This is a genomic window from Microcoleus sp. PH2017_24_DOB_U_A, assembly GCF_020738205.1.
Taxonomy (GTDB): Bacteria; Cyanobacteriota; Cyanobacteriia; order Cyanobacteriales; family Microcoleaceae; genus Microcoleus.
Genome location: NZ_JAEQCT010000138.1, coordinates 1 through 24,345, shown reverse-complemented (window position 1 = coordinate 24,345; position 24,345 = coordinate 1). Strand labels below are relative to the sequence as shown.

Below are 24,345 nucleotides of genomic sequence, written 5' to 3'. Positions count from 1 at the left end.
AGCCGGACAACTGTCAACTGTCAACCCTTCGTAAAGAAAAGTTGCTTTTTTGCCGACCTTCTGTTACATTTGTTTACATGAATCGGATTGAACCAAATAGCGCAATAACTTCAATTGGCTAAAATCGATAAGGCATTGCGTAAAAATTGTCAACCTCCCAACACAGCAAGTTCAGCCAGCCGCCTGTCGGCTGTTTTTTTTCGACAGCGAATTTAGCTCTGCGGAATGAATTCAGAAAAGTGATTCAGATACGGTTTTCGTTCAATACAGCATGAAATCTTGCTAAATAACTAGCTCTGTTACCAAGGCTGTGATACCTTTAAAGAATGGTCGGACGCTGCCGGGCCCGATTTGAGGGATACCGGGTAAGTGAGTAGTCCTCAACATTAGGAGCGAGATTAGAAGTGAGGTAAGATTACTGGCTGAAAAAATGTTAGCGATTTTCTCCCTCACTGTATTAGACTGAATACTGGCATTCCGATCGCTCGCAATTGACATCCTTGGACATAAATTTCTACACGGCGCTGGCTATAAACATTCTGAATCAAAACCGGAAGCAAGTAATACAGAACAGCCAATAGCCTAAACATTTGAGTGATGACTAAAAGTTTACACAACAACCTGAGATTTAAAAGCTCTCTGCATTGGCGGTTCAGTTCCGGCACGATCAGAGTAAATCATCTTTTTGTTCTAAAAGGTGGGGGGAGCTGTCAAGGTTGGTGGGAGGAATGTGCAAATTCTGTGGTTATGCGGTGTTTCCCTGCGGTCAATATTGATTTGACTTCAGGTAATTTTGTTCGAGCAAACTAATTAAAATCCCAATCTGGAGGAATTTTTCATGTCTATTCGTCTTTATGTTGGTAATCTACCGAAGGAACTCGATCGCCTAGAATTGCAAGAAGTTTTTGCACCCGAAGGCGAATCTGTTACCACAAAGGTAATTACAGATCGCAAAACTGGTAAATGCAGAGGATTTGGCTTTGTGACGGTGCTAACCGACGAACAAGCAGATCAAGTTATTGAGAAATACAACGGCTTGATGTTCAAAGAAAACCCCCTGAAAATAGAGAAGGCCTTACCCCGCTCTAAGGGTAAATCTGAGAAGGGCGAAGACGATCAGCAACAGTCATCATCGCCTGCTGCCCCGCAGTTGGCATCATCGTCGCCGTCGCAGCCAGTCCCTGCACCGCAGCAACAGCAGCGCTCGGCTCCTCCTACCCAAGGTGGAGGTGGCGGTTCTAGCAAAAGCAATCGCCGTCGCGGTGATAACAACAAGTCTCGCCGCAATCAGTCAACAACAACGGTTTCGAGTGCTGATTCCGGTTCGGTGCAGCCAGATCCGCGCTGGGCGAGCGCTTTGGAAGAACTCAAGCAAAGATTGGTGGAAGCTCAGACTACTAATTAGTCGCAAGGGCCCACTAATTGCTGCTATCTCTCGACTGCGGTTGAGTGATTTGAGTTGGAAGTGCGATCGAGAATTGGTCAAAACAGCCGAATTCTCGATCGCACTATTTTATAAAAAAAGTTCGGCAAGCGGAAAACTCTGAGTCTTTAGACCTGAGATGAAAGTGGCACGGGCGGTTTTAACCGCCGTGAATTTTTCTTAATTCTTAACATTTTTAGCAGTGTAAAAAGGTCTTTTGCCGTTACACTCTCTTATTGGGATGGATACACAGGTGTAAACCTGGGAAGCAAATGCCTACCATATATTAAAGGTACGCGGGGACTCTCGCGTTACCAAGGGCCCGAGCCCCTTAAACGCTTGAGGAGCTTGCCCAAAGGCAAGGATAGCAGCCCGCCATTTTTTGGCAATAGGATTGCGCCCAGGAACCCTAGCAATAGGGATATTAAGAACGAAATTTCTTAAGAATCTCAGTCGCGAAGAGCGCTGAGAGTGTCAATGCAAAAAACCTCTACTCTAATATCTAGAAGTTTCTTCGGGTGTGTCGCCTCGGTAAATCTTTAGCATTCAAGCGCAAATCTCCTGGCGACGCACCCTACAGAAATTTTTGATTGAGCGATTGAGCGATTGATTCATCAATACTTAATCTTTCCCTCAATCCGCTATAAATCATGTTTATTCGCCCTCAGAAAATTCGATCGTCTCAATAAAGTCAAAAATCTTGTTCATAATGCCCTCAACCTCCGACTCAAGAGAACCCAATTCATCCTTAGCCTGATAAACTCGCTGACAACTTACCGTGTAGCAAAAATCGTCAACTATAAAAGCCATAAATCCCCGGTAAGCATCCACTTTAGTAGCTGCGGCATCTTTTTCTTGCACGCTGAGAGTTGCACTCCCCGGTAAATCGACCACTGCAAAATAAGCTTCTTCATCTTCTAAATATTCAGTGTAGAGCAACTTAGAATCAGCAAATTTAGCGAGAATTTGATGGTCAATAAACTTGTTAAGAAACGAAGTAAGATAAGCCCATTCGCCCGCTGACTCGATTAATTTTTCCACTTCGCTAGCCGTCTGGAAATAATCAATTTTCAGCAAAACACCAAAGCCATCAGAAAATGCAACATAGCCTTCTCCATCATCAATCCTACCGCCTCGTTGCTTGTCAACTGGAATTGAGACAGTAAAATTGCGTTTAGCAGACAGGTACAACGGCTCCTCTTCTAAATCGAAATCAGCCTCTTCGATTTCTAGGTGGGAGTATGCAGCAATTACATCCCCGATAATTTCTTCGGCTTCCTCATCGTCTACACCTAATACTTCTTGAAATTCCTTGAGAAAATCCCGGTGCTTCTTCGACACTTGATCGTCTGCGACAAACATTGCTGTGGTGATGGCAAAAGTATCTAACACCAACTCATCTGGCAGTGATTCACAAGCCGTATTAAATAATCCTCCCAAACCATCTTCCGCGATAATATTTGCCAAATGTTGAAACATTTCTGACATATCATCTTCCGAGAATTCAGCAAATATTTCTGAATCCCAAAGTATGCTTTCTAAGATATCTGCATCGGCGTCAGGGGAATTAGCCTCCGCTGCGACAAGTGCGATCGCCGCGACGGATTCCTCTAAACTCAAGGTGATTGAGGATTTATCTTTTGACTTGAATATTTTAGTAAAGTTGCTCATGGTTTTTGCTTGGCTAAAGAGTTTAGTTTTACGTTTGGCCTGGAGCATCTCATTTTTGCAAAAAAGATTTTTTGACAATTTGGTATTAAAATTAGATGCGCGCTAGCTGATTACCAAGGACTGCCAATTAGTGTAAATCCGGCCCAAAATTTGGGATGAGATAAATCTGAATTTGGTACTTGTCCGGCCCGAGTAAGATCGATCGCCCTTTTTTGACTCCCCACCAACTTACCATCTTTAATCGCGACCTGTTTGCGAATCATCGCCAGTTGAGCTTGTCTGAGGGCTTCAGCCTTAATGGGAGTCGATCGCAAATTACGATAAAACTCAGTCATCAGCCCCAAAGTCGCAAAATCATTAACTTTCCACAAACTCGCCAAAGCTGATTTTACACCGCTGCGGACTGCCAGTCCAGCAAAACCCATTTCTGCTGTATTGTCGCCGATCGCAGTTTCGCACGCACTCAACACCAATAACTGTACTTGCCTGCGATCGTACCACTTCGCCAACCGAAATTTATCCAGAGCCAAAGAGCGGTTCCACAGGTCAATTTCAGCCTCCTTGCGTCCGTTTTGATGTTGCGGGAAGCTGGCGTGAGTAGCTAGGTGAACAATCTCAAAAGCCTGTTGCTGCCGCCGCTGTTTGGTGAGATTTTCCACGGTAAAATCTTGATTGAGAAAAAAGCGGCCGCGCCACAGCGGTAATTCACCAGCATTTTGGCTGTTGCTTGTGGTACCGGCGATCGCAGATAATTCGATCGGCACCGCAGGCAACTTTGGTTTATTAGTATGGGGGAATTGGGAAGCACCCATCGCTAAAACTTGAGCGTTTTTTAAGCTTTCATAATTAGTGCTAGTCAAGCTGACACTGGGAATTGAGCCGAGGCTGTACTTTTCTACTAAAAAATGTTCGCCATCGTAGAAAGCTGCTATGGGCAATTGTCGCAAACCTGCATCGAAGGAAAAAACTAGCGTATCTATATTTAATTCTGCTAATTCTTTAGAAATTGGCTCAACAAAGAAATCATAAAGTTGCTTCGCATTTGCCAAGTCTTTATCTTCAAGACTATCTGGATTTGAGATATTTTTTTGAAATTCATTTACGATTTTATTCAAGTTTACACGATTGACTTTAATAGATTTCAGAATTGGAGGGCCTTCGGGAACTACTAATATTAGCGACAATGATTCGAGACTGGCGAAGGCATAAACGATTACGGCTTGTTTTCCGGTTTCTGTCTTAATTGTTTTCAGAGTTTCTCTGATATACTCAACATTGACTCTTTTGTCAGTAAAATCTTCTTTAAAGTAGTTTTCATAGTCTTGTTCAAAGAGTTTATCGATTAAGGCAATAGCCTCATCAGCATTGCCTTGATCTAAAGCTTGTTCAACGCTAAATCTGCTAATTTCTAAGGGAAAAAGATTGGGAATATTTGCGGGTGGGGGAGTTTCGGCTGCTGGAGTTGGTGCTGGAGTTGGAATTGGTGCGGGTGCTGGAGTTGGAATTGGTGCGGGTGCTGGAGTTGGAATTGGTGCGGGTGCTGGAGTTGGAATTGGTGCGGGTGCTGGAGTTGGCGGCGGAGTAGTTTCGGGAATGCTTGCCAAGGAATTAGGCTCGATCGCCTCAACGGGTGGCTCAATAGTAGGCGCAGGAGTAGGAGTTAAGACTATCCAGCCATCGGGTTGTTCTGTAGCAGAAGAACCAAGTTCGGGCGGTTTTTCTGGCGGGTTTTCAGGAGGCGTTATTAAAGTAAGATTCGGTTTTTCAACGGGCGGTGGTGTGAGGGAAAAGTTGTTCTTTGGATCAGTAAATGCCCAGTTAAAAGTGCTGCTTCCTGTTTCAGGATTTGGGGTGATAGTGGTTTTTGCTCCTAATAAATTGCCAATTAAATAAGCTAAATCTTGTTGCGGATTTTCGCTTTGGGCGGGTGCTACTGCGGCTGGGGGAATGGGTGCGGGAATGGGAGAGAAAGAGGGTGCAATTACAGGTGGAATTGCTGCTACAGGCGGATTGTAAGGCGATTGTAGGGGTGCGGGTGTTGGATTGGGTGCGATCGCACTTGGAGGTGCGATCGCACTTGGAGGTGCGATCGAGCTTGGAGGTGCGATCGGGGCGGTGAGTTGGGCGATCGGGGGAATTGTGGTTGCGGCGGGTATGCGATCGATCGCGCTTGGTATTGTTGGAAGTGATGGCTGTGTGCGGGTTGTGCGGGGCGGCAGTGTGAAGAAATTGGTGTTTAGCAGTTCTTGGATGGGGGAAAGGTCGATCGGCGGGGGTTCGGGTGTTGGGGATGGGGTTGGGGTTGCGATCGAGATTGCGGGTGTTTGGGATGGGATTTCGGGTGTTGGGGTGGGAGTTGCGATCGGGCGATCGGGTGTTGGGGTGGGAGTTGCGATCGGGCTTTCCGGTGTTGGGGTGGGAGTTGCGGCGGGGGATAAACCCTGTGGTGGCTGGCGTCTGGGTATAAGTAAAGGTGCGGGAGTTGGTGCGGTTGTTGGCGCAGTCGCTGGAGTAGTTGCAGGCGCAGTCAGGCGCAGTCGCTGGAGTAGTTGCAGGCGCAGTCGCTGGAGTAGTTGCAGGCGCAGTCGCTGGAGTAGTTGCAGGCGCAGTCGCTGGAGTAGTTGCAGGTGCAGTCGCTGGAGTAGTTGCAGGCGCAGTCGCTGGAGTAGTTGCAGGCGCAGTCGCTGGAGTAGTTGCAGGTGCAGTCGCTGGAGTAGTTGCAGTCGCAGGAGTCGGCGTTGCTGAAGGAGTCGGTGTAGGTGATGGCTGAGGCTCTGGGGTCGATCGAATTTCAATCTTTTCTGTATCCTGTTTGTATGTATAAAAATATCTATTACCAGACAAAATTTGTGAAGACGTGCCATTTCCCCGAGTAATAGCACCAGCAGTTCCATTAGTTGTTGAATCGCCAACAATAAAAGGCGTCAGTCCATTACCGCCGTGACGCAGCAAAATTGTACCGCCTTTATCCCCAGCATCTCCAGCAGACGAAATGCTAGCAGCAACCCCATTTCTATCTGAAAAAGAATTGATTGATCGAAAAAACTTTTCAGTCCAAACATAGATATCTCCACCTCTACCATTACCCATGCTCTGACTGTCAATTTGATTAACAGTAATATTGCCACCAGCATTTAGACTAATATTTCCACCATTAGTAGAGGAACTAGAATTAAGATTCCCCGTTTGAATTGCTCCCTTCTCACTGTACAAAGAAATTCCCAACGGAGAAGTAATATTTTGCGTGGTAATATTATTAGTTGTAGAAATATTGATTGCGACAGTCGTTCTTGTAATATCATTTTCAATTTTGACGCTGTTGAGAGGAGTCACGTTACCGATAGGAGCGAAAAATTGAGCCATTCCCGTATCAGGTTTAACCGTCAGATTGTAAGGCCCGTCAACTGTAGACTTACAAGTAATATCACCTGTACCAGAGATTTTTACAGACAGGTCATTCGCCAATCTTAACGGAGCATTAAATGTAATATTATTGCGGTTAGTCTCGATATTTCCCGCCGCAGTAATTGATTCCTTTGCCGTGAGATCGATATTGCCACCAATCACATTAGTATTGGTAGAAAAAGTGCGGGAATTGATAGTAGAAGTCGCCATAGTTCCTTTAGCATCTATGGCTACATTTCCACCTCTACCATTGGCTGCCGCAGTAAAAATTGGGCCAGCAGTTGTGTTAACATTACCGCCGCTTTGAATGCGAAGATTACCACTATTAGCGTTAAATCCGCTTAATAATAGAGCGCTGCCAATTCCGCCTGTATTGATATTGCCGGTGGCTTCGAGGGAAATATTACCGCCATTATTACCACCCATTGCATTGATCAGTCCAGCAGTGGTATTGATCGTAGTGCCACTTTTTAGAGTAATATTTCCACCATTATTATTACCTACAGTAAACAGATTTTGAGTATTTATAGAACCATTACTATTAAGATTTATTGAACCGCTTTGTTGCTGAGCTTGTGACGCAACAATAGTAGTAGTAATATTGCCGCCAGCACTTACATTAATATTACCACCCGTTTGAGTTGTGAATGGGGGAGAAGCAGGTACATAAGCACCGGCAACCAATTGATTTGTATTGATATTACCATTGGTATTAGTAATGTCAATATTGCCACCTTGTGATTTAGACTCGGTATTTGCACTACCAATGCTTATATTTTGATTAGTATTAAATAATGTGATATTACCACCATTTCCCCCAGAAGAACGAGAAAAAATTGGATTACCCGGTGATATTTGAATACCATTTTGAGCTTGAACCGTAATATTTCCACCTTTGCTGTTTTCACCATCGGCATTGAGCGAATCCAAATTGATCGAACCACCACTCTTGAGACTTATTGCACCACCTTCTTGCCTACCAGTCGTAGAAATTTGATAACCATTAATATTGCCATTAGCCTCCAATCTGATTACACCACCGTTATTATTGTCAGAATTGGTTGATATCTGTGTACCACTGAGATTAATATTTCCTGTTCGACTTAAAATAGAAATATTGCCGCTAATCCCTACGCCATTATTAGTGACTCTAGTATAAATTATGCCAGTTGTAATATCATTTTTAGCTTCTAGATAAATAGAACCTCCTTTTCCGAATGTAATTCCTGTATCTAATTTGTAAGCAAAATTATCTGGTTGAGAATTTTTATTATGTAAGCTACCACCATTAAGATTTATGCTTCCTTCTGTACTTACGATCGAAATATTGCCACTATTGCCACTTGTCCCGCCCAAGAGAAGAGTTATTATCTCAGCAGTAGTAATATTATTCTTAGCTTGTAGAGTAACGGAACCGGCATTACCATTATTTGCTCTACTGTCTAAACCTCCAGCACTGGTATCGATGGAGCCTCCCGTGCTAGTAATCGAAATATTACCAGAGTTTCCTGTTTTGACATAACCAGTGACATATTGATCTAGTGCTGATTCTAAACTAGCAGTGACAATATTTTGTTGAGCATTGAGTGTTATATTACCAGCATTGCCATTATACGAATAACTAGATAAAGTGCCAGCAGTAGTGTTTATGCCTCCTGCTGTGCTGGTAATAGTGATATTGCCTGAATTTCCCCTGCCTAATGCACCGAACCATTTAGTATTAATATCTGTTGTAATAATATTACCGAGAGCCTGTAAAAGTACGGAGCCACTGTTGATTTTATCAGTTGTAGATAACGTACTAATAGTTCCGTTGAAAAAAGCATCTCCATTTTTTAATTGAGTCGTCGAACCAGTTAATACTACGTCTCCTTGAGAATTAACTGTCACTTCTCTTACACTTATCCCTTCACCCGTCAACAACTGTGGCAAAGATGTAACTGGCAACACCCAAGTTTGAGGCAAACTACCAGCCATAGATTGCGGTTGAATCTCCAAACTTAACAGATTTCCCGGTTGGCTAATTCTGACTAAATTCTCACCCGGAACCGCAGCAATCGTAATATTGCCTCCCGGTGCAGCAAGTTGTCCCGTACTCACAATCGTGCCGCCCAACAAAGTTAAACTCTGTCCCTGTTTCACAGCCAAACTACCTAAATTGATAATTGCTCCCGGCTGTAGATTTGTAAAAGCAAAACTGTTCGGATTTCCGACTAATTGTGCATAATTATTCGCGCCAACTGCACTAAACCAGTTATTGCCGAAACCAATTCCTGTAGCAGTAGTCGCGGTGAAAGAACCGGGAACATTTAAGCTGGAATTTGCACCGAAAACAATCCCCGCCGGATTCATTAAAAATAAGTTGGCATTGCCGCCCGTAACTTGAATTAAGCCGTTAATTATGGAAGCATCGCCGCCGACAACTCGCCCTAAAATATTGCGGATGTTGGAATTTGAGATAAAGTTAGCAGTTTGTCCTTGAGTTAAACCAAATTGTTGGAAACTGTGAAATAGATTTGTACCGTCGCTGGATTGTTGGCCGCCTTGGATGTTAAATTGGTTGCCACTGGGGGTGATTTGAGTATTCGTGCCGTCAGTGTCGGGGGTGATTTGGGCTGTGGCTATTTGGGATGGGGTGAAAAGTCCTGTTTCCCAAGTTGCTAAGGTGCTGAAGGAGAGGAATGTTAGGAAAAATAGATTGTTTTTGTCCGCTGATTTCATGGTTTTTGTTAGTAGATGATATGATGATAATAAATTAATTGACAATCAATATCAGGACAATCCTGTAGGGGCGGGTTCGCCGAAATATATGATACCCAACGACAATTATAAAAACCCGCCCCCACCCAGCCCAAAAATTAAGAATACATTGAATTTAACCATGTGGCGGGGAGGTTTTTGGGGGTTATTGGTTGGGTTGGGGCGGGTTTTTGAGATAGTTTGTGAGTGACAAATTCGGTGGCGAACCCGCCCCTACGAATTTGGGCATAAAATACGATAAAGAATATTTTATCACCATCCTGTAGGGGCGGGTTCACCGAATTATATGACACCCAACGACAATTATAAAAACCCGCCCCCACCCACCCAGAAATTAAGAATACATTGAATTCAACCATGTAGCGGGGAGGTTTTTGGGGCTTATTGGTTGGGTTGGGCGGGTTTTTGAGATTGTTTGTGAGTGACAACTTCGCTGGCGAACCCGCCCTTACGAATTCTGTTTTTAAGATCGTAAATTCATCAATAATACATTTTTACTGTCTAATTTAATATTGATTCTCTTGGAATTGCAAAACTTTTTAGATGGGTACATTTCATCGGTTTCCCACTTATACGGATTGTTGATAATATATTCCTGAATTTTGGCAAACGTTGTCTCATCGCGAATAATATGTTCGTAATAACCCCTTTGCCATACCTGGATTCCTGAAACACGGCGTAGTTGATTGATACGACTGGAAGAAAATGTTTTAAAACCTCTCACAATTTCCGATAACCCATGACGTTTATCCTGATTTTCTATGATGATGATTCCATGAAAATGATTCGGCATAATGACAAAAGAATCTAATTCTATATGAGGATATACTGTCTTGAGATTAAACCAATTAAAGTTGACTACTTCACCGTAACGGCTTAATAGCATATTTTGTTCTTCAATGTCACCTAATATACACTGACGTTGCCAAATACAAATTGTCACAAAATATGCACCAGGTTGGCTGTAATCATATCCGGGGAGACGAATAGAACGACGATGATGAATATTGGGATTCGAATATTATATCACCATCCTGTAGGGGCGGGTTCACCGAAATATATGACACCCAACGACAATTATAAAAACCCGCCCCCACCCAGCCCAAAAATTAAGAATACATTGAATTTAACCATGTGGTGGGGAGGTTTTTGGGGGTTATTGGTTTGGTGGGGGCGGGTTTTTGAGATTGTTTGTTGGTGACACAATTAATGGCGAACCCGCCCCTACGAATTTGGGCATAAAATACGATAAAGAATATTTTATCATCATCCTGTAGGGGCGGGTTCACCGAAATATATGACACCCAACGACAATTATAAAAACCCGCCCCCACCCAGCCCAAAAATTAACAATACATTGAATTTANCAGGGAGGTTTTCGGGGGTTATTGGTTGGGTGGGGGCGGGTTTTTGAGATTGTTTGTTGGTGACAGAATTAATGGCGAACCCGCCCCTACGAATTTGGGTTATTGCGACATTGCAAATTGACCGATAATTCATCTCCAAATCCATTACTATTTCCTTTGTTCTCTCCTCTGCACATCTTGCAACTGCTTCCCTATTTTTTCTACCATCTGCACATCTCCCAAAGTTTGATATCCCTCTTTTGCCAACTTCAAATACTGCATCGCTTCCAGATTCTCCCTCATAGATGAATAAACTTCTCCCAAACCGTAACGCGCCTCAGTTAGCTCTTCGATATCGTCCGGTTTTGCTCTACTAATCGCCTTTAAATAGTAGAATTTAGCCTGCGGCATTAGTTGCGATCGCCCTTGATACATTTCTCCCAACATCCGGTAGATGGGCGGTGTCTCAACTCCCGCTGCTGGTAAGCTTTCCAGGATTTCTATTGCTTCGGCAATCAAGTTCGCGCTACGATAAACTTGTGCGATCGCCAATTTCTGACTCGCTGCATTCGGTACTTGTTGCTCGATCGTCCGTACAGCCTCCTTAACCCCTTCAACCTCCTTCTCATCCAACAATCGAAACTCTGTATCCCTCTCCCCGAGAGGACTTTCCGAAGAAACCCCCGTATTCGCCTCCACAATCAACCTGTACTTAAAACCCGGTTTCAGCGCCGGTTCCCCCGGATACACCGCCTCAGTACCGTTAACCGTCATTTCCCAATTTAACTTCGCTTTATTTTCGAGGATGCTCAACTTATAGCTAGTCGCACCCGCAATCGGATTCCAGCGCAAAATTGGCTTGTTTCCTAACAATTTCGTCCGCCTCGGACTAATTATATAAGGAATTGGCGCCTTGTTCCAAACAATTTGATCGTCGCCGCGATCGGGACAATGAATTAAATTTTTATTGCAGTCATCCTTCGACTTTTCGCTAGCCCATAAACAGCTATTTAATTGATTTTCACCCGCTTTAATTGACTTAATTTCTGAATCTGCACATTGAATCGTAATTTGTCCGTTTTGTGCAGTTTGCAGTTTGTCGCCCGGATAAATTGGCGTACCCGCGCTGGGGCGAACATTTCTGCCATCTTGACGCTGTAGCTGCACTTCCCCGCTAATATTCAGGATTTGTCCGTTGGGTATTCTTGTCGTTGCTGCAATTGCTGGGGAAATTATCAGGTTGTTGGCGGATATTTTGGATAAATTGGCGCCAATACCGAAGTGGAGATGAGGCAAAATATCGATCGCAATCAACGTAAATGCGATCGCGCTTGCACCCATAACAACAGTCGTCTGTTTTTTCATTGACTTTTTCCTATTATTGGTAAACGTTCCTTTGCCATTTGGATACATTCATCTTGTTCTGGTATGCTGGGATTGGCAGATTTCAGTGTTTCTTGCCAATGTGTGAGTGCTTCTTGTGGTTTCCCTTTAGCTTCCAGTACCTGGGCTAAAAGGCATTGAGCTTCTGGAGTCTTATTGCTGAGAGATATTGCTTTTCTTAAGTCGGTTTCCGCTGCGTCGTATCGCTTTTGATTCAATCGCACCCAGCCGCGATTCTTGAAACAAGCTGATTTTACTCCATCAAATTGAGTTTGTTCTAAACACATTCCGATTACTTTTAAAGCGGATTCAGGTTTGTTTTTGATAATTAGCGATCGAGATATTTGAGCATAAGCTTCTGGAAGTCCTCGCCAGACTGCTTGTTTCATTGCTTCTCGCGCACACTCGTCTTCATTTAATTGATCGCACAGCAAAGATAAGTTATAGGAAGACTCGCCGTTAGTAGGATTGATTGATGCAGCTAGATTGTATGAAGCTTTCGCGATTAAAAATTGATTGTTGCGGTGGTTTTCCATGCCAAATGTGTTAATCGCAGATGCCAGATGCGGGCCGATGAGTGGATAGCCGATCGCCAAACCAGCTAAACTGATGCTGGTACGCTGCATAAATTTAGTTGGAATCGTAAATTGCGGGTGGTTTGGGCGATTCCCTACGGGATAGCTTCGCTTCACCGGGGCTACATCATCTGTCGGTGCAGCGAAAGGGCGATCGCACTTTAATTCTAATAATTTTAATCCCTCAAAAGTTGGATGCTGGCAAAGCATTGGTATGCCACTCGCGCCAGGAAATTGATTTTCATAGCGCAGTAAATCATTCTTAGCTTTTCGTACTGCTAAAAATAAAGGTTCTTTGAGGGCTAAATATCTAAACAAAGACTTCACAAATTCCTGAGCAATAAAATCCGGTATAGGCGCCCGCATCACAATCACTGATGGCAAAGAAATACCTTCTGTGACTAAATCTGCTGCTATACCCATGCTCGAACAAGAATTAAAAATTAGTAATTCCAATCCTTTGACAATAGCTCGTTTGAGACCTTCTTTAAAGTCTTGTACGGTGACAGTATTGTCTGCAACTTCTTGATTTATATATAGCAATCCGTTGGCACCATTGATATCGCTATCGCTGTGCCCCGCATAAAATAAAACTTGCCAGCCTTTGTCATCAAATAACTGGTTGCGTAACTCTTGGGAATTTGGTTCTTGAAGAAATTGTAAGTCGCAGCTATCGCCCAGATATTTTGTGATTTCCGTTGCATCTTTGCTGACATCAATTCCCTGGCTGTTGCCTAAAACACATAAAATTCTGCCTCGCGAACCTAGAGGTATTCCCCCTATCATTGCCTCTTGGGGAGTTTTTTTATATTCAGGGGAACTGCCGATAATTTCACAGTTATTGTAGTCTTCGCGAAACTGCCACACATCCCAAGGCAACTGCCAAATCTCAGAGTTATTGCACTCTAAAAATATTTCAACTAATTCGTCTCGATTGCTAATTTCTGTTCTGAGTTTTACCTCTATTTTTCTGTAAAACTCATCAGCACTCAACCACTTGTTCATCTCTTTTTTCAAACCTTCATATATAATATTAGGCTTGTCTTCAGAGATATTTGTTTTGCCCGCAGGCTTGATTTTGATTCGAGAACTGCTTCTGTGATGTTGGGTGGCGCGACAACTAACTTTCCACCTTTTGTGCAACTCGTCAACCTCAGGTGCTGGCAGCAAGCTTCCTAAATATTGAGCGACAGTTTCTCCTTGTTTTTTAAACTCCGCTGTCACGCAAGAAAAACCTTTTTGAAAATCCCCCGATCCCAAAGCCAAGATGACTGTACTGCTCATAAATTGGATGTCATTGCAGTTAATCAAAATATCATACCACAAAATTTTCTGTTATGCTATAATCATCTAAAGCTACTCGAATAGTAAAGCTTTCTTCTGGGTCTACGTAAAAATCCTTGAGCAAAATGCACTTGTTCTGAACAGTTGATTTTACTTCATGTAAATTTTCTCCTACATCAGAGATTAAGGACAATTTAATATTGGTTGGCAAGTAACGATCGCCGATCGCCGGATGCAACTGAACGTGAACTCTGACAGCGCGATCGCTATCTTCGGCAATCCCCACCAACAACGCAACAGTTGTCCTACCCAAACGCATTCCCAAATCAATCAACTTTGCCCGCACGATATCAGCTTCGGGAAACATATCGATACTGCTTTGATGTCCGCGTGAAGTATCTTGCGATCTGGAATTTCCACCACCTCGGAATACAAAAGCTGGGTTTTCATCAGGAAAAATGAGCTCTTCTAAATTTTGTTTGCCTTCCTCAAATTTCTGCCAGTTGGTTTCTGCAACATTCTTTAACCAATTGCGTAAATTAGATTTGACCGGATTTTCAATCTCAGTCGGTTCAGTCTCGGGCTGCGGATCGAATATCGATTCAACAGACTCCCAATCCGATGTAAATATATTCTCCAACCACTGACGCAGATCGACTTTAGATTCATAGATTCTTTCAAGGTGAAGCAAGAAGTCATCCAGAGGATGTAAATCTCTCAATACTAATTCACCTGAATCCGCTGTCGGAGAAAATCCCAGCAATCTTGCTTCCTTTTCATCCTCATCAATTTCTACTACAATATAACCAATACGTTCCTCCCTAGCTTCGGTAGGAACGCGGCAGATTTCAGGTAAATTTATACCAGAATTTTGATTGCCATTTTCTCCTTGTTTGTGTTCAGCCCTAATTGGACAACACTCAATTTTGCCCAAGCCTTTAACATATAAATCTGCCACATTCTCAAACAGGCGAATAACTGGATTCCAGCTATCGCATTGAGTTAAATCAGTTTCAATATCTAATATTTTAAAATAATCGGCAACTACCAACACAGCCAAAGTGTTGAGATAAATCTGTTCAACTTTTTGCGGGTGTTGGTGTTCGCAAGCAAATTGCCATGCTAGATGAATTGCCTTTTGGGTAATTGGCATTGGCAATGATTGGGTTGTAGTAGTATTGTTCTTCATTTCCCGATTTTAACTCCTTGTATGATTAATAGCCACTGTCTTCTCGAAATTGTTGCAAATGAGGCCGACATTTCTTTCGGTAAAAGCTATATATTGTAGGATAAGCACAGCCAAACTCCGTTGCTATTGTGGTAAAATCTTTACCAGATGATCTGCTTCTCAATATAACTTGACAAGTCAGATCTTTCCGCCCTCGAATGTACTCGTTTAATATTCCATCAGGATTAGTTTCGATCCAGTTTTTGACGTGTTCAAATAATTGAATACATTCGACTGTATGACTGTCATCCTCAGCAGGTAAAGTCTCTATTCGATCGATCGCAGTTCCGTCTTCTAAAACAAGTTGTCGATCGTCTCTCCTGCTATTTTCTCGATCTACCCTCACCGCCCAATTTTGCAGCCGTCGCTTCAAATAATAATTGAACCAAGTTATGACATTACCCCGATCGCGATCGTACTGAGTGCCAGTGCGGGATTCGCACAAATTGCTATAGAAAAACTCCCACTGTTCTTGGACAGCATCTTCATAGTAAGGTACCTTGTCTTTCCAGATCAGCCCCGAGTTTTTCATTTTAGTCACAAGCTGATTCAACAAACGTTTTAGCTTCCAAGAATTCGAGGCCTCCTCCCTAATTAGGGTGACAAGGCTGTCTAACTCTTGATAGAGAAGTTTGCGATCGCAATTTCGAGATTTTCCTGAGTCCCCAACAGGATCGGAGTCGTCGGATGAGTGGTCTTCCCCCTCGGAGGGGTGGGATTGATCGTTCATAGTGAAGTGCGGCCGCAACTTTGTTCCTACACTTATTTATCAGGGTGAGTTGAGTAGTTTTATGCGAAATTCTGAAAGTTTTTTGGGGCGGATGGTTGAAAGTCTTGCGGTGCGGTAGGTTTTGCTGTGAAATTAAATGTGAATTTTTGTTGAAACTTATGAACTCTCACCAAATAAACCCGGTTTTTGGGGTTAGCGCGTCAGAATTGAGAAACCGGGTTTCTGCGTAAAATCCGGTGGGGAGGCGAAAAATATCAGAGAAACCCGGTTTCTGGGCCTGGGCGCGAGAGGATTTACGCACTTTAACCAAAGAAACCGGGTTTTTACCAAATTTTTCGACTACGGCGAAGTTTCCGCAAAAAAACCCGGTTTCTGGGCCCATGCGTGAGTCCTCAATCGATCGCCCCTAAAACCCCGCAAACACCCATCCTTCCGTACTTTTACCCAGTGTTTGCCAAAGTTTACAAAAAAAACTTGAGATTTTTGCATAAAACCACCGAGCTCACCCTGATAAGTAAACAGGAACAACAAAAAGGCAACGAGGTCAAACCTCAAACCCCCAAAACACCCGTTGTTCCGTACTTTCACCCAGTTTTCGCAAAACTTTCAAAAAAAACTTGAGAGTTTTGCATAAAACCACTGAGTTCACCCTGATAAATAAACAGAAGGGAAATTACGAACTGCGATCGCACTTGTTGAGATTTATTCAAAAGTCGCATCGCCCGTAACTTCCCGATCGCACATCGCATTTCGCGAGACTTCAGTTTGGGTAAATGACGGATCTACGGCAGTTCGAGAGTGCAGAAGTGCATAAGTGCGATCGGGCTTGTCGATAGAGTCGCTTTGTCAATTTTCAGAACAGTTTGTATCTACCACACGAGGACAAAAATCATGGCTACTCCTAACAACTCATTCAATTCTGCGATCGTTCCCAATGTCAGTGCATTAGAAAGTGGTGAATGGTGGAGCAATAAAAACAATATTACATATAGTTTTGTAACTGATGATGAGGCTGTCAAACTCTATTCAAAAAAAGAGCCTGAGTTCAAGGTTTCCAAAATAAGCGATGCTCGAATAATAAAGAATGTCAAAGATGTCATTGACCATGTTTATAACCCATTTATTAATTCACAGATAACTCCCACTACAGAAAGAGTAGAAGATGCTTATTATGGGTGGGATGTCTTTAAATTATCTCCCTACAAAAAGTTGACACAGGCAGGCAATATACGGTTTATTCAGTCTGATTTTCTTAAAACCGAAAAAGGACTAGAAGAGAATAATACAGGAGCAGCAAATTATCCTGACAATCAGCAAAGCAATCCAGAATCATTAGGAGGAGATGTTTATTTTGGAACTAAAGTTAAACCAGAAAAGAATAAATTTTATAATCCGCCTGGAGGATGGGGTTATGAAACAATTATTCATGAAATTGGTCATACTTTGGGACTAAAACATCCTCATGAAGATGGAGCCATATTATCAGACAGTGAAAATAACTTGTCTAACACAGTAATGACTTATAACCATGGAGGAGCATGGCCAATTTCTTTAATGCCTTACGATCTTCTGGCATTACAAAAACATTATGGTGCCAAACCAAAAAATGAGGGAGATACAACATATATATTTTCTGAATCTGTTGACAAATACAAAGTGGGTACAGAGTATTATTACCCTAGTTTTGGTACGGTGATAGAAAGAATTAAAAGTACAATTTGGGATAGCCGCGGAAAAGATACATTAGATTTTTCTCAGCTCAAAAAAGGATTGGGAGATACTGGAAAAGACTATCGTTTTGAGATGAAACCAGGTGGTGTTATTACTGATAGAGAAAGTTTATCCCTCATACCATATTCAGGGACTGCTACATTTACTTCTTCTGAATCTATTTCTTGGTGGGATTGGATTTGGGGAGTTAGACCTAAAACTACAACAGTCCAACAAAATGGCAGCACTTATTCATATGGAACTTTTCTAGCTTACAGTTCCCAAGGATTAGATGCAACCATTGAAAACTTAGTGGGTTCGGAACGGAATGACTGGGTTACTGGAAATGTTGTAGGCAATCAGATTTGGGGAAACAAAGGTAAAGATTTAATAGAGGGCGATCTAGGCAACGATCAAATTTATGGTGGAGATCAAGACGATACACTGTTTGGTGGGAAAAGATTTGAAATTGCTCAAGCAGGAGATGTAACAGTCCAAGATGGAGCCAATACTAATAAAAATGCTCCATCAGATTATGTAAGCGGAGTTGAATTCAAACCACCTGTTTTGATTGATTATACTGGCACTGATTTTGACGGAAATGATGTCATATCTGGTGGAAATGGCGATGACTACATAGAGGGAGGTAATGGGAACGATAACTTAGCGGGAGATAATGACAATGATTTAATTAAAGGTAATACAGGCCAGGATAGTATTTCTGGTGGTAACGGCCAGGATACACTCGAAGGAAATGAAGATAACGACTTCATTAAAGGTGATGCTGGTGATGATCTAATTACAGGAGATCGAGGTAACGATAGCATTCAAGGCAATGAAGGTAATGACATAATTTATGGAGGCGAAGACAACGATATCTTGAGTGGTGGCAACGACCAAGACAAACTCTTTGGCGGCGATAACGAAGACATCCTCAACGGCAACGACGGCAATGACATTCTAAGAGGTGAACTCGGTAACGACATCCTCAACGGTGACAATGGAAACGACTCTCTATTTGGCCAAGAAGGAAACGACTCTCTCAATGGTGGCAACGACCAAGACATACTTTTTGGTGGCGACGATAAAGATATCCTCAGTGGCGGAAACGGTGACGACATTCTCGATGGCGGTAACGCCGACGACACCCTAACTGGCGACGCAGGCAACGACCAACTCTACGGCCAATCCGGCAACGACATCATCCAAGGCAACACCGGCGAAGACTACGCCGAAGGTGGCAGCGGCCGCGACTGGATGGAAGGCAACGAAGGCGACGACATCCTCTACGGACAAGATGGCAGCGACACCCAACAAGGCAACGCCGGTGATGACTTCATCGATGGCGGCAACGGTCAAGACTTGCTATTAGGCGGCACCGGCGACGACAGACTCTACGGACAAGCTGGCAACGACGTTCTGCAAGGCAATGAAAACAACGACTGGTTAGAAGGTGGCGACGGCCAAGACATCCTCGCCGGTGGTGCCGATGACGATGACCTCTACGGACAAGCTGGCGATGACTCCCTGTTTGGCGAAGACGGCAAAGATTTCATCGACGGTGGCGATGGCAAAGATTTCTTAATGGGCGGTGCCGACGATGACGTGCTCTTAGGTCAAGGAGACGATGACTCTCTCTTCGGCAACACCGGCAATGACGAACTTTTTGGCGGTGACGGCAATGACTTCTTAAAAGCAGAAGCGGGTGATGATTTGATTGATGGCGGTGAAGGAGTCGATCGCGTTATTTACGATAACTCCCCCAGCGGCGTTATTGTCAACATCGATGAAAGCCGAACCTACGACCACAACAAAAACCAACGCGCCCGCCAAGCCGTCAATCCTGCCAATCCCAGCCCCTATTACACCGACTTAGAACGCGATTTTGAAATCGATTCCGGTGCCGCAAAAGATGGTTTTGGCAACACCGATGACCTGACAAATTTAGAAGACATCAACGGTTCCCAATTTGACGACATCCTGATTGGCAACAGCAAAGATAATGACATCAAAGCTTTCGCAGGCAATGACATTCTGATCGGCCATCAAGGAAATGACAAATTTGATGGCGGACAGGGAATCGATGTTGTCAGCTACCGCCGCGATTTTAACGGTGTCAAAGTCAACCTCGAAACGGGTACTGCTACTGACGGTTCCGGTGCAAATGATGCGATTACCGGAGTCGAAAACGTTGTCGGTTCTGAATTCAACGATGACATTACCGGCGACAAAAACGCCAATACCCTGACAGGTGGCGGAGGCGACGACAACCTGTACGGTCTCGACGGCAACGACCAGCTATACGGCGAATTTGGAAACGATCGCACTTACGGAGGAACGGGCCGCGACAGTATCTTTGGCAACCAAGGACAAGACAGCCTGTACGGAGAAGCCGACAACGACTTTGTGTACGGTGGCGACGGCAGCGACTTCATAGATGGCGGTACTGGCGATGATTTTGTCTCCGGCGACAACGGCAGCAGCGACAGTGGCAGCGGCAACGATACCATCTACGGGAATACTGGCAACGACAGCCTGTACGGGCGTGGTGGCGACGACTACATCTACGGTGGCGCAGACAAAGACACCATCTACGGCGAAAGTGAAAACGACAAACTCTACGGAGAAGGAGACACCGACCTAATCTACGGCGGCACCGGCGACGACGAACTCTCCGGCGGCGATGAAAAAGACACTCTCATCGGCGAAGCTGGCAACGACACTCTCAGAGGCGATGCAGGCGACGACACCCTAGACGCCGGAACAGGCAACGACTACCTCTACGGCGGCACCGGCAAAGACACCCTGAATGCAGGCCTCGGCAACGACCAACTGTACGGTGGCGACGATGCCGACATCCTCCTCGGCAAAGAAGGCGACGACAACCTCTACGGTGAAGCGGGCGACGACACCCTCGATGCAGCCGAAGGCAACGACAACCTCTACGGCGGCGACGGCAAAGATATTCTCGATGCTGGAATCGGCAACGATCGACTTTGGGGAGGTCAAGGCGACGACACTTTATTAGGCAAAGCAGGCGACGACAATCTGTTTGGCGAAGGCGGCAACGACATCCTCGATGCAGCCGAAGGCAACGATTCCCTTTACGGCGGCGATGGCAAAGACATCCTTGATGCTGGAATTGGCAACGATTACCTCTGGGGTGGTCAAGATGATGACACCTTATTAGCCAAAGCTGGCGATGACTACCTGTTTGGGGAAGGCGGTAACGATTCACTCTTAGCAGCAGAAGGTAACGACAGTCTTTACGGTGGCGACGGCAAAGACATTCTCGATGCTGGAATTGGCAACGACTATCTCTGGGGAGGTCAAGACGACGACACCTTATTAGCCCAAGCTGGCGATGACTACCTGTTTGGCGAAGGTGGCAACGACTCACTCTTAGCAGCAGAAGGTAACGATTCCCTCTACGGCGATAGTGGCAAAGACATTCTCGATGCCGGAAGTGGCAACGACTATCTCTGGGGAGGTCAAGACGATGACACCTTATTAGCCCAAACTGGCGACGATTACCTCTACGGCGAAAACGGCAACGACAGCCTCAAAGCTGGCGATGGCAACGATTCCCTTTACGGCGGCGACGGCAAAGACACCCTCTTCGGCGAAGCTGGCAACGACTTATTGCAAGGCGGTTCCGGCGATGACTCACTTTTGGCAGGCGAAGGCAACGATACCCTGTTCGGTGAAGCTGATAACGACACTCTCTACGGCTTCGGTGGCGATGACATCCTCGAAGGCAACTCAGGAACAGACCGACTTTTTGGGGAACTCGGCAACGATACTCTGAATGGCGGTACTGAAAATGACACCCTCGAAGGCGGCGACGGTAACGACATCCTGGATGGTGGTGATAATAACGACAGTCTGTTCGGACAAGTCGGTGATGATACGGTTATCGGCAACCGGGGCGATGACATTGTTGACGGCGGTTTGGGCAACGATTTGCTTCAGGGGAATGAAGGGCGCGATCGCATTTACGGTCAAGCCGGCCTCGATACCCTGTTCGGTGGCGACGATAGCGACACCCTGTGGGGAGGCGATGACGCTGATATCTTGCAGGGAGAATCGGGCACTGATACCCTGTTCGGCGGTAGCGGCGACGACTCCCTCGACGGCGGCGAAGATAATGACAGCCTTTATGGTGAAGCGGGTGCAGATATTCTCGCTGGCAACAGTGGCGACGATATCGTTGACGGCGGTACTGAAAACGATACTCTCTCCGGCAATGACGGTCGTGACAAATTATACGGCCGCCAAGGCAATGACTTGTTAGAAGGCAATGCCGATAATGACGAACTGTGGGGTGGAGATAACGACGATACGCTGTTAGGACAAACCGGAGACGACCAACTGTGGGGTGAATCGGGCAATGACAGTTTGGATGGTGGCGAAGGAGGCGATCGACTTTTCGGTCAAATCGGCAAAGATGCCCTCTCCGGTAACAATGGCGACGACTACTTAGAAGGTGGCGGAGACGACGATAGCATGACTGGGGGTGCTGGGCGCGATCGAATTTTCGGAAATGACGGCAACGACTTCGCCGACGGCAACAGTGGCGACGACTACATCGACGGCGGCGCTAACAACGATACCTTAGCAGGAGGTGAAGGAGCCGATCGCATTTTCGGTCAAGCCGGCAACGACAGCCTCGAAGGCAACGACGACAACGACTTCCTCGATGCAGGCACCGGAAATGACCGCGTATTCGGCAACGACGGCGACGACGAACTCTACGGCCGCGAAGACCGAGATTTCATCGACGGCGGCCGTGGCAACGACCAAATCTACGGTGGAGATGCAGCCGACACCCTCCTCGGACAAACCGGAGACGACAACATCGATGGTGGTTCCGGCGCAGACTCGATTCTCGGCGCTGACGGCAACGACAACATCTGGGCCCAAGCCGGCAACGACTCGATTTATGGCGGCGCTGGCAACGACAACATTTGGGGCAACGAAGACGACGACCTGATTTTTGGAGAAGCAGGCCAAGACAAAATCGACGGCGGTTCCGGCTACGACACCATCGATGGCGGCGCTGGCAACGACGAACTGTTCGGCGGTACAGGCAACGACCAATTATTAGGAGGTGCCGGCAACGACAAAATTGATGGCAGCATCGACGACGACAAACTGTTCGGAGGTGCCGGCAACGACTTGCTATTTGGCAATCAAGGGCAAGACACGATTCTGGGCGAAGTCGGAGAAGACACCCTCTACGGTGGCGACGAAACCGACTTGATGGACGGCGGCGCGAGTAACGACTTGGTTGTCGGTGACTCCGGCGATGACATCCTGACAGGCGATTCCGGCGATGACACCCTCACAGGCGGCATGGGCAACGACTTGATGGGCGGAGGCAACGGCGACGACTTGATGTTCGGGGAATGCGACGACGACACGATGCTGGGAGGCGCTGGTAAGGACACCCTCGACGGCGGTTGTGGCAACGACTTGCTAACCGGGGAAGCTGGCAGCGACAACCTGTTGGGCAACGAAGGCGATGACAGTCTCGACGGTGGCAGCAGCAATGACACCCTCGATGGCGGTAATGGCAACGACTTCTTAAACGGCAACAGCGGTAACGACAGCCTCAATGGTAACGATGGCGATGACAGTCTCTACGGCGGCGAAGGAAACAACGTGCTCAAGGGCGCAAATGGTCAAGATACGTTGATTGGAGGCAGTAGTTCCGACATATTTGTGCTAGCACCAAGTTCGGGACTAGATCATATATTCTACTTCCAGGGCGATCGCGATTACCTCGGACTCACACAAGACCTCACCTTTGAGCAATTGCAAATCGTTCAAGGCGGCGAGAATTACACTAACGATGCCTTGATCAGCATCGCAGGCACCGGTGAACATTTAGCTTGGTTGAAAGATACTCAAGCCAAAACAGTTGACAGTTCTCGCTTTGTCTCCATCACTCCCGGAGGTGCGCTTCCGGTCGCTTTCAACACACCGTTGAGTATCGATATTTTGACTGGTCAACCTGTTGATAGCGATGATATTTTAGAATTGGTTAGTAGCGGTTCTAGCACTAGCTTATCCAGCATTACTCCTCCATCAATTAGTCTGCCAACCAGCACGACGACTGCACCGATTAGTCTATCAACCAGCACAACTACTGCACCAGCAAGTCTCAGCCTGCAACCATTGACAACAGGTACTAATCCCGCAATAGCAACTGCACCAATTAGTCTGTCAAGCAGCACGACTACCGCAGCAGCAAGTCTGATTCTGCAACCATTGACAACAGTTACTAATCCAGTTACTGCAATAGCAACTTCTGCGAAAACTACCACCAATGACATCTTGCTAAATGGTGGTTCAATTCCAACCATGAACAGTTTTAGTAGCATGGATGATGACATTCTCATCTATGACACAAAGAGCTTGTTAACATCTTTAACTAGCGCTCAAAGTCAGCCAATTCTGCCTTTGCAAGCGGCGAGTGTTAGTAGTTCAATTATCCCAACTGCGAATGCTGCTAAGGACAACAGCCTTTTAATTACTCCGGCTGCAAGTCCAATTAACCCGCTAACAAATAGCGATTTGACTGGCATTTCTAGCGTCAAGTAGTTGTAGGTTTGGTTGAAATCGAATACATTAAAAACCCGGTTTCTTGAAGAAACCGGGTTTTTTGCAGTTTGAACGAACAATAGTTCGGACAGTGGCAGTGGTAGGGTGCGTCAGATGTGAAATTCTGCTGACGGGGTGACAGGTCGTCTGAAAAGCATACAGGGAGATAACTCTAGACAAATCGCCTCAAAAAAGATAGGGTAAGAAAGCTTCTTACCCAAAAA

General features: G+C 45.3%; 11 protein-coding genes. 3 read left to right on the top strand and 8 right to left on the bottom strand.

The features are described 5' to 3' along the window. Positions 1-838 precede the first annotated feature (838 nt). Positions 839-1,405, top strand: coding sequence for an RNA-binding protein (locus JGK07_RS30040; protein WP_293186837.1), 567 nt, complete (start codon positions 839-841; stop codon positions 1,403-1,405). A gap of 672 nt (positions 1,406-2,077) precedes the next feature. On the opposite strand, the gene JGK07_RS30035 is transcribed toward JGK07_RS30040, so the two are convergent. Continuing rightward, positions 2,078-3,094, bottom strand: a complete 1,017-nt coding sequence (locus JGK07_RS30035; RefSeq protein ID WP_293243420.1) for a hypothetical protein — start codon at positions 3,092-3,094, stop codon at positions 2,078-2,080. 110 nt (positions 3,095-3,204) lie between these two features. After that, on the bottom strand, positions 3,205-4,698 hold the full coding sequence (locus JGK07_RS30030; protein ID WP_293243423.1) for a CHAT domain-containing protein: 1,494 nt from the start codon (positions 4,696-4,698) through the stop codon (positions 3,205-3,207). Between JGK07_RS30030 and JGK07_RS30025 the strand changes: the two genes are divergently transcribed. Then, positions 4,688-4,987 (top strand): hypothetical protein, encoded by a 300-nt coding sequence (locus JGK07_RS30025; RefSeq protein ID WP_293243426.1) that lies wholly within the window; start codon positions 4,688-4,690, stop codon positions 4,985-4,987. The genes JGK07_RS30030 and JGK07_RS30025 overlap by 11 nt on opposite strands. Here JGK07_RS30025 and JGK07_RS30020 read toward each other — a convergent pair. The 6 genes from JGK07_RS30020 to JGK07_RS29995 form a co-directional block, all read right to left on the bottom strand. After that, the gene (locus JGK07_RS30020) at positions 4,934-9,220 is read right to left on the bottom strand and encodes a filamentous hemagglutinin N-terminal domain-containing protein (protein ID WP_293291188.1); all 4,287 of its coding nucleotides are present in this window, start codon (positions 9,218-9,220) and stop codon (positions 4,934-4,936) included. The two genes, JGK07_RS30025 and JGK07_RS30020, sit on opposite strands and share 54 nt — an antisense overlap. A gap of 502 nt (positions 9,221-9,722) precedes the next feature. After that, on the bottom strand, positions 9,723-10,202 hold the full coding sequence (locus JGK07_RS30015) for a transposase (protein ID WP_293203589.1): 480 nt from the start codon (positions 10,200-10,202) through the stop codon (positions 9,723-9,725). Between the two features lie 571 nt (positions 10,203-10,773). Beyond that, the gene (locus JGK07_RS30010) at positions 10,774-11,970 is read right to left on the bottom strand and encodes a hypothetical protein (RefSeq protein ID WP_293243372.1); all 1,197 of its coding nucleotides are present in this window, start codon (positions 11,968-11,970) and stop codon (positions 10,774-10,776) included. Further along, complete coding sequence (locus tag JGK07_RS30005) at positions 11,967-13,847, bottom strand: CHAT domain-containing protein (RefSeq protein ID WP_293226425.1); 1,881 nt, start codon at positions 13,845-13,847, stop codon at positions 11,967-11,969. Before JGK07_RS30005 ends, JGK07_RS30010 begins: the two co-directional genes overlap by 4 nt. A 31-nt stretch (positions 13,848-13,878) precedes the next feature. Further along, positions 13,879-15,036: a DUF1822 family protein gene (locus JGK07_RS30000; RefSeq protein ID WP_293291186.1), complete on the bottom strand. Its 1,158-nt coding sequence runs from the start codon at positions 15,034-15,036 to the stop codon at positions 13,879-13,881. 25 nt (positions 15,037-15,061) lie between these two features. After that, positions 15,062-15,805 (bottom strand): hypothetical protein, encoded by a 744-nt coding sequence (locus tag JGK07_RS29995; RefSeq protein ID WP_293226420.1) that lies wholly within the window; start codon positions 15,803-15,805, stop codon positions 15,062-15,064. Positions 15,806-16,696: 891 nt separating this feature from the next. Between JGK07_RS29995 and JGK07_RS29990 the strand changes: the two genes are divergently transcribed. Beyond that, positions 16,697-24,121 carry a hypothetical protein gene (locus JGK07_RS29990; RefSeq protein WP_293226417.1) on the top strand — a complete coding sequence of 2,475 codons (7,425 nt, stop codon included), beginning with the start codon at positions 16,697-16,699 and terminating at the stop codon, positions 24,119-24,121. Positions 24,122-24,345 lie beyond the last annotated feature (224 nt).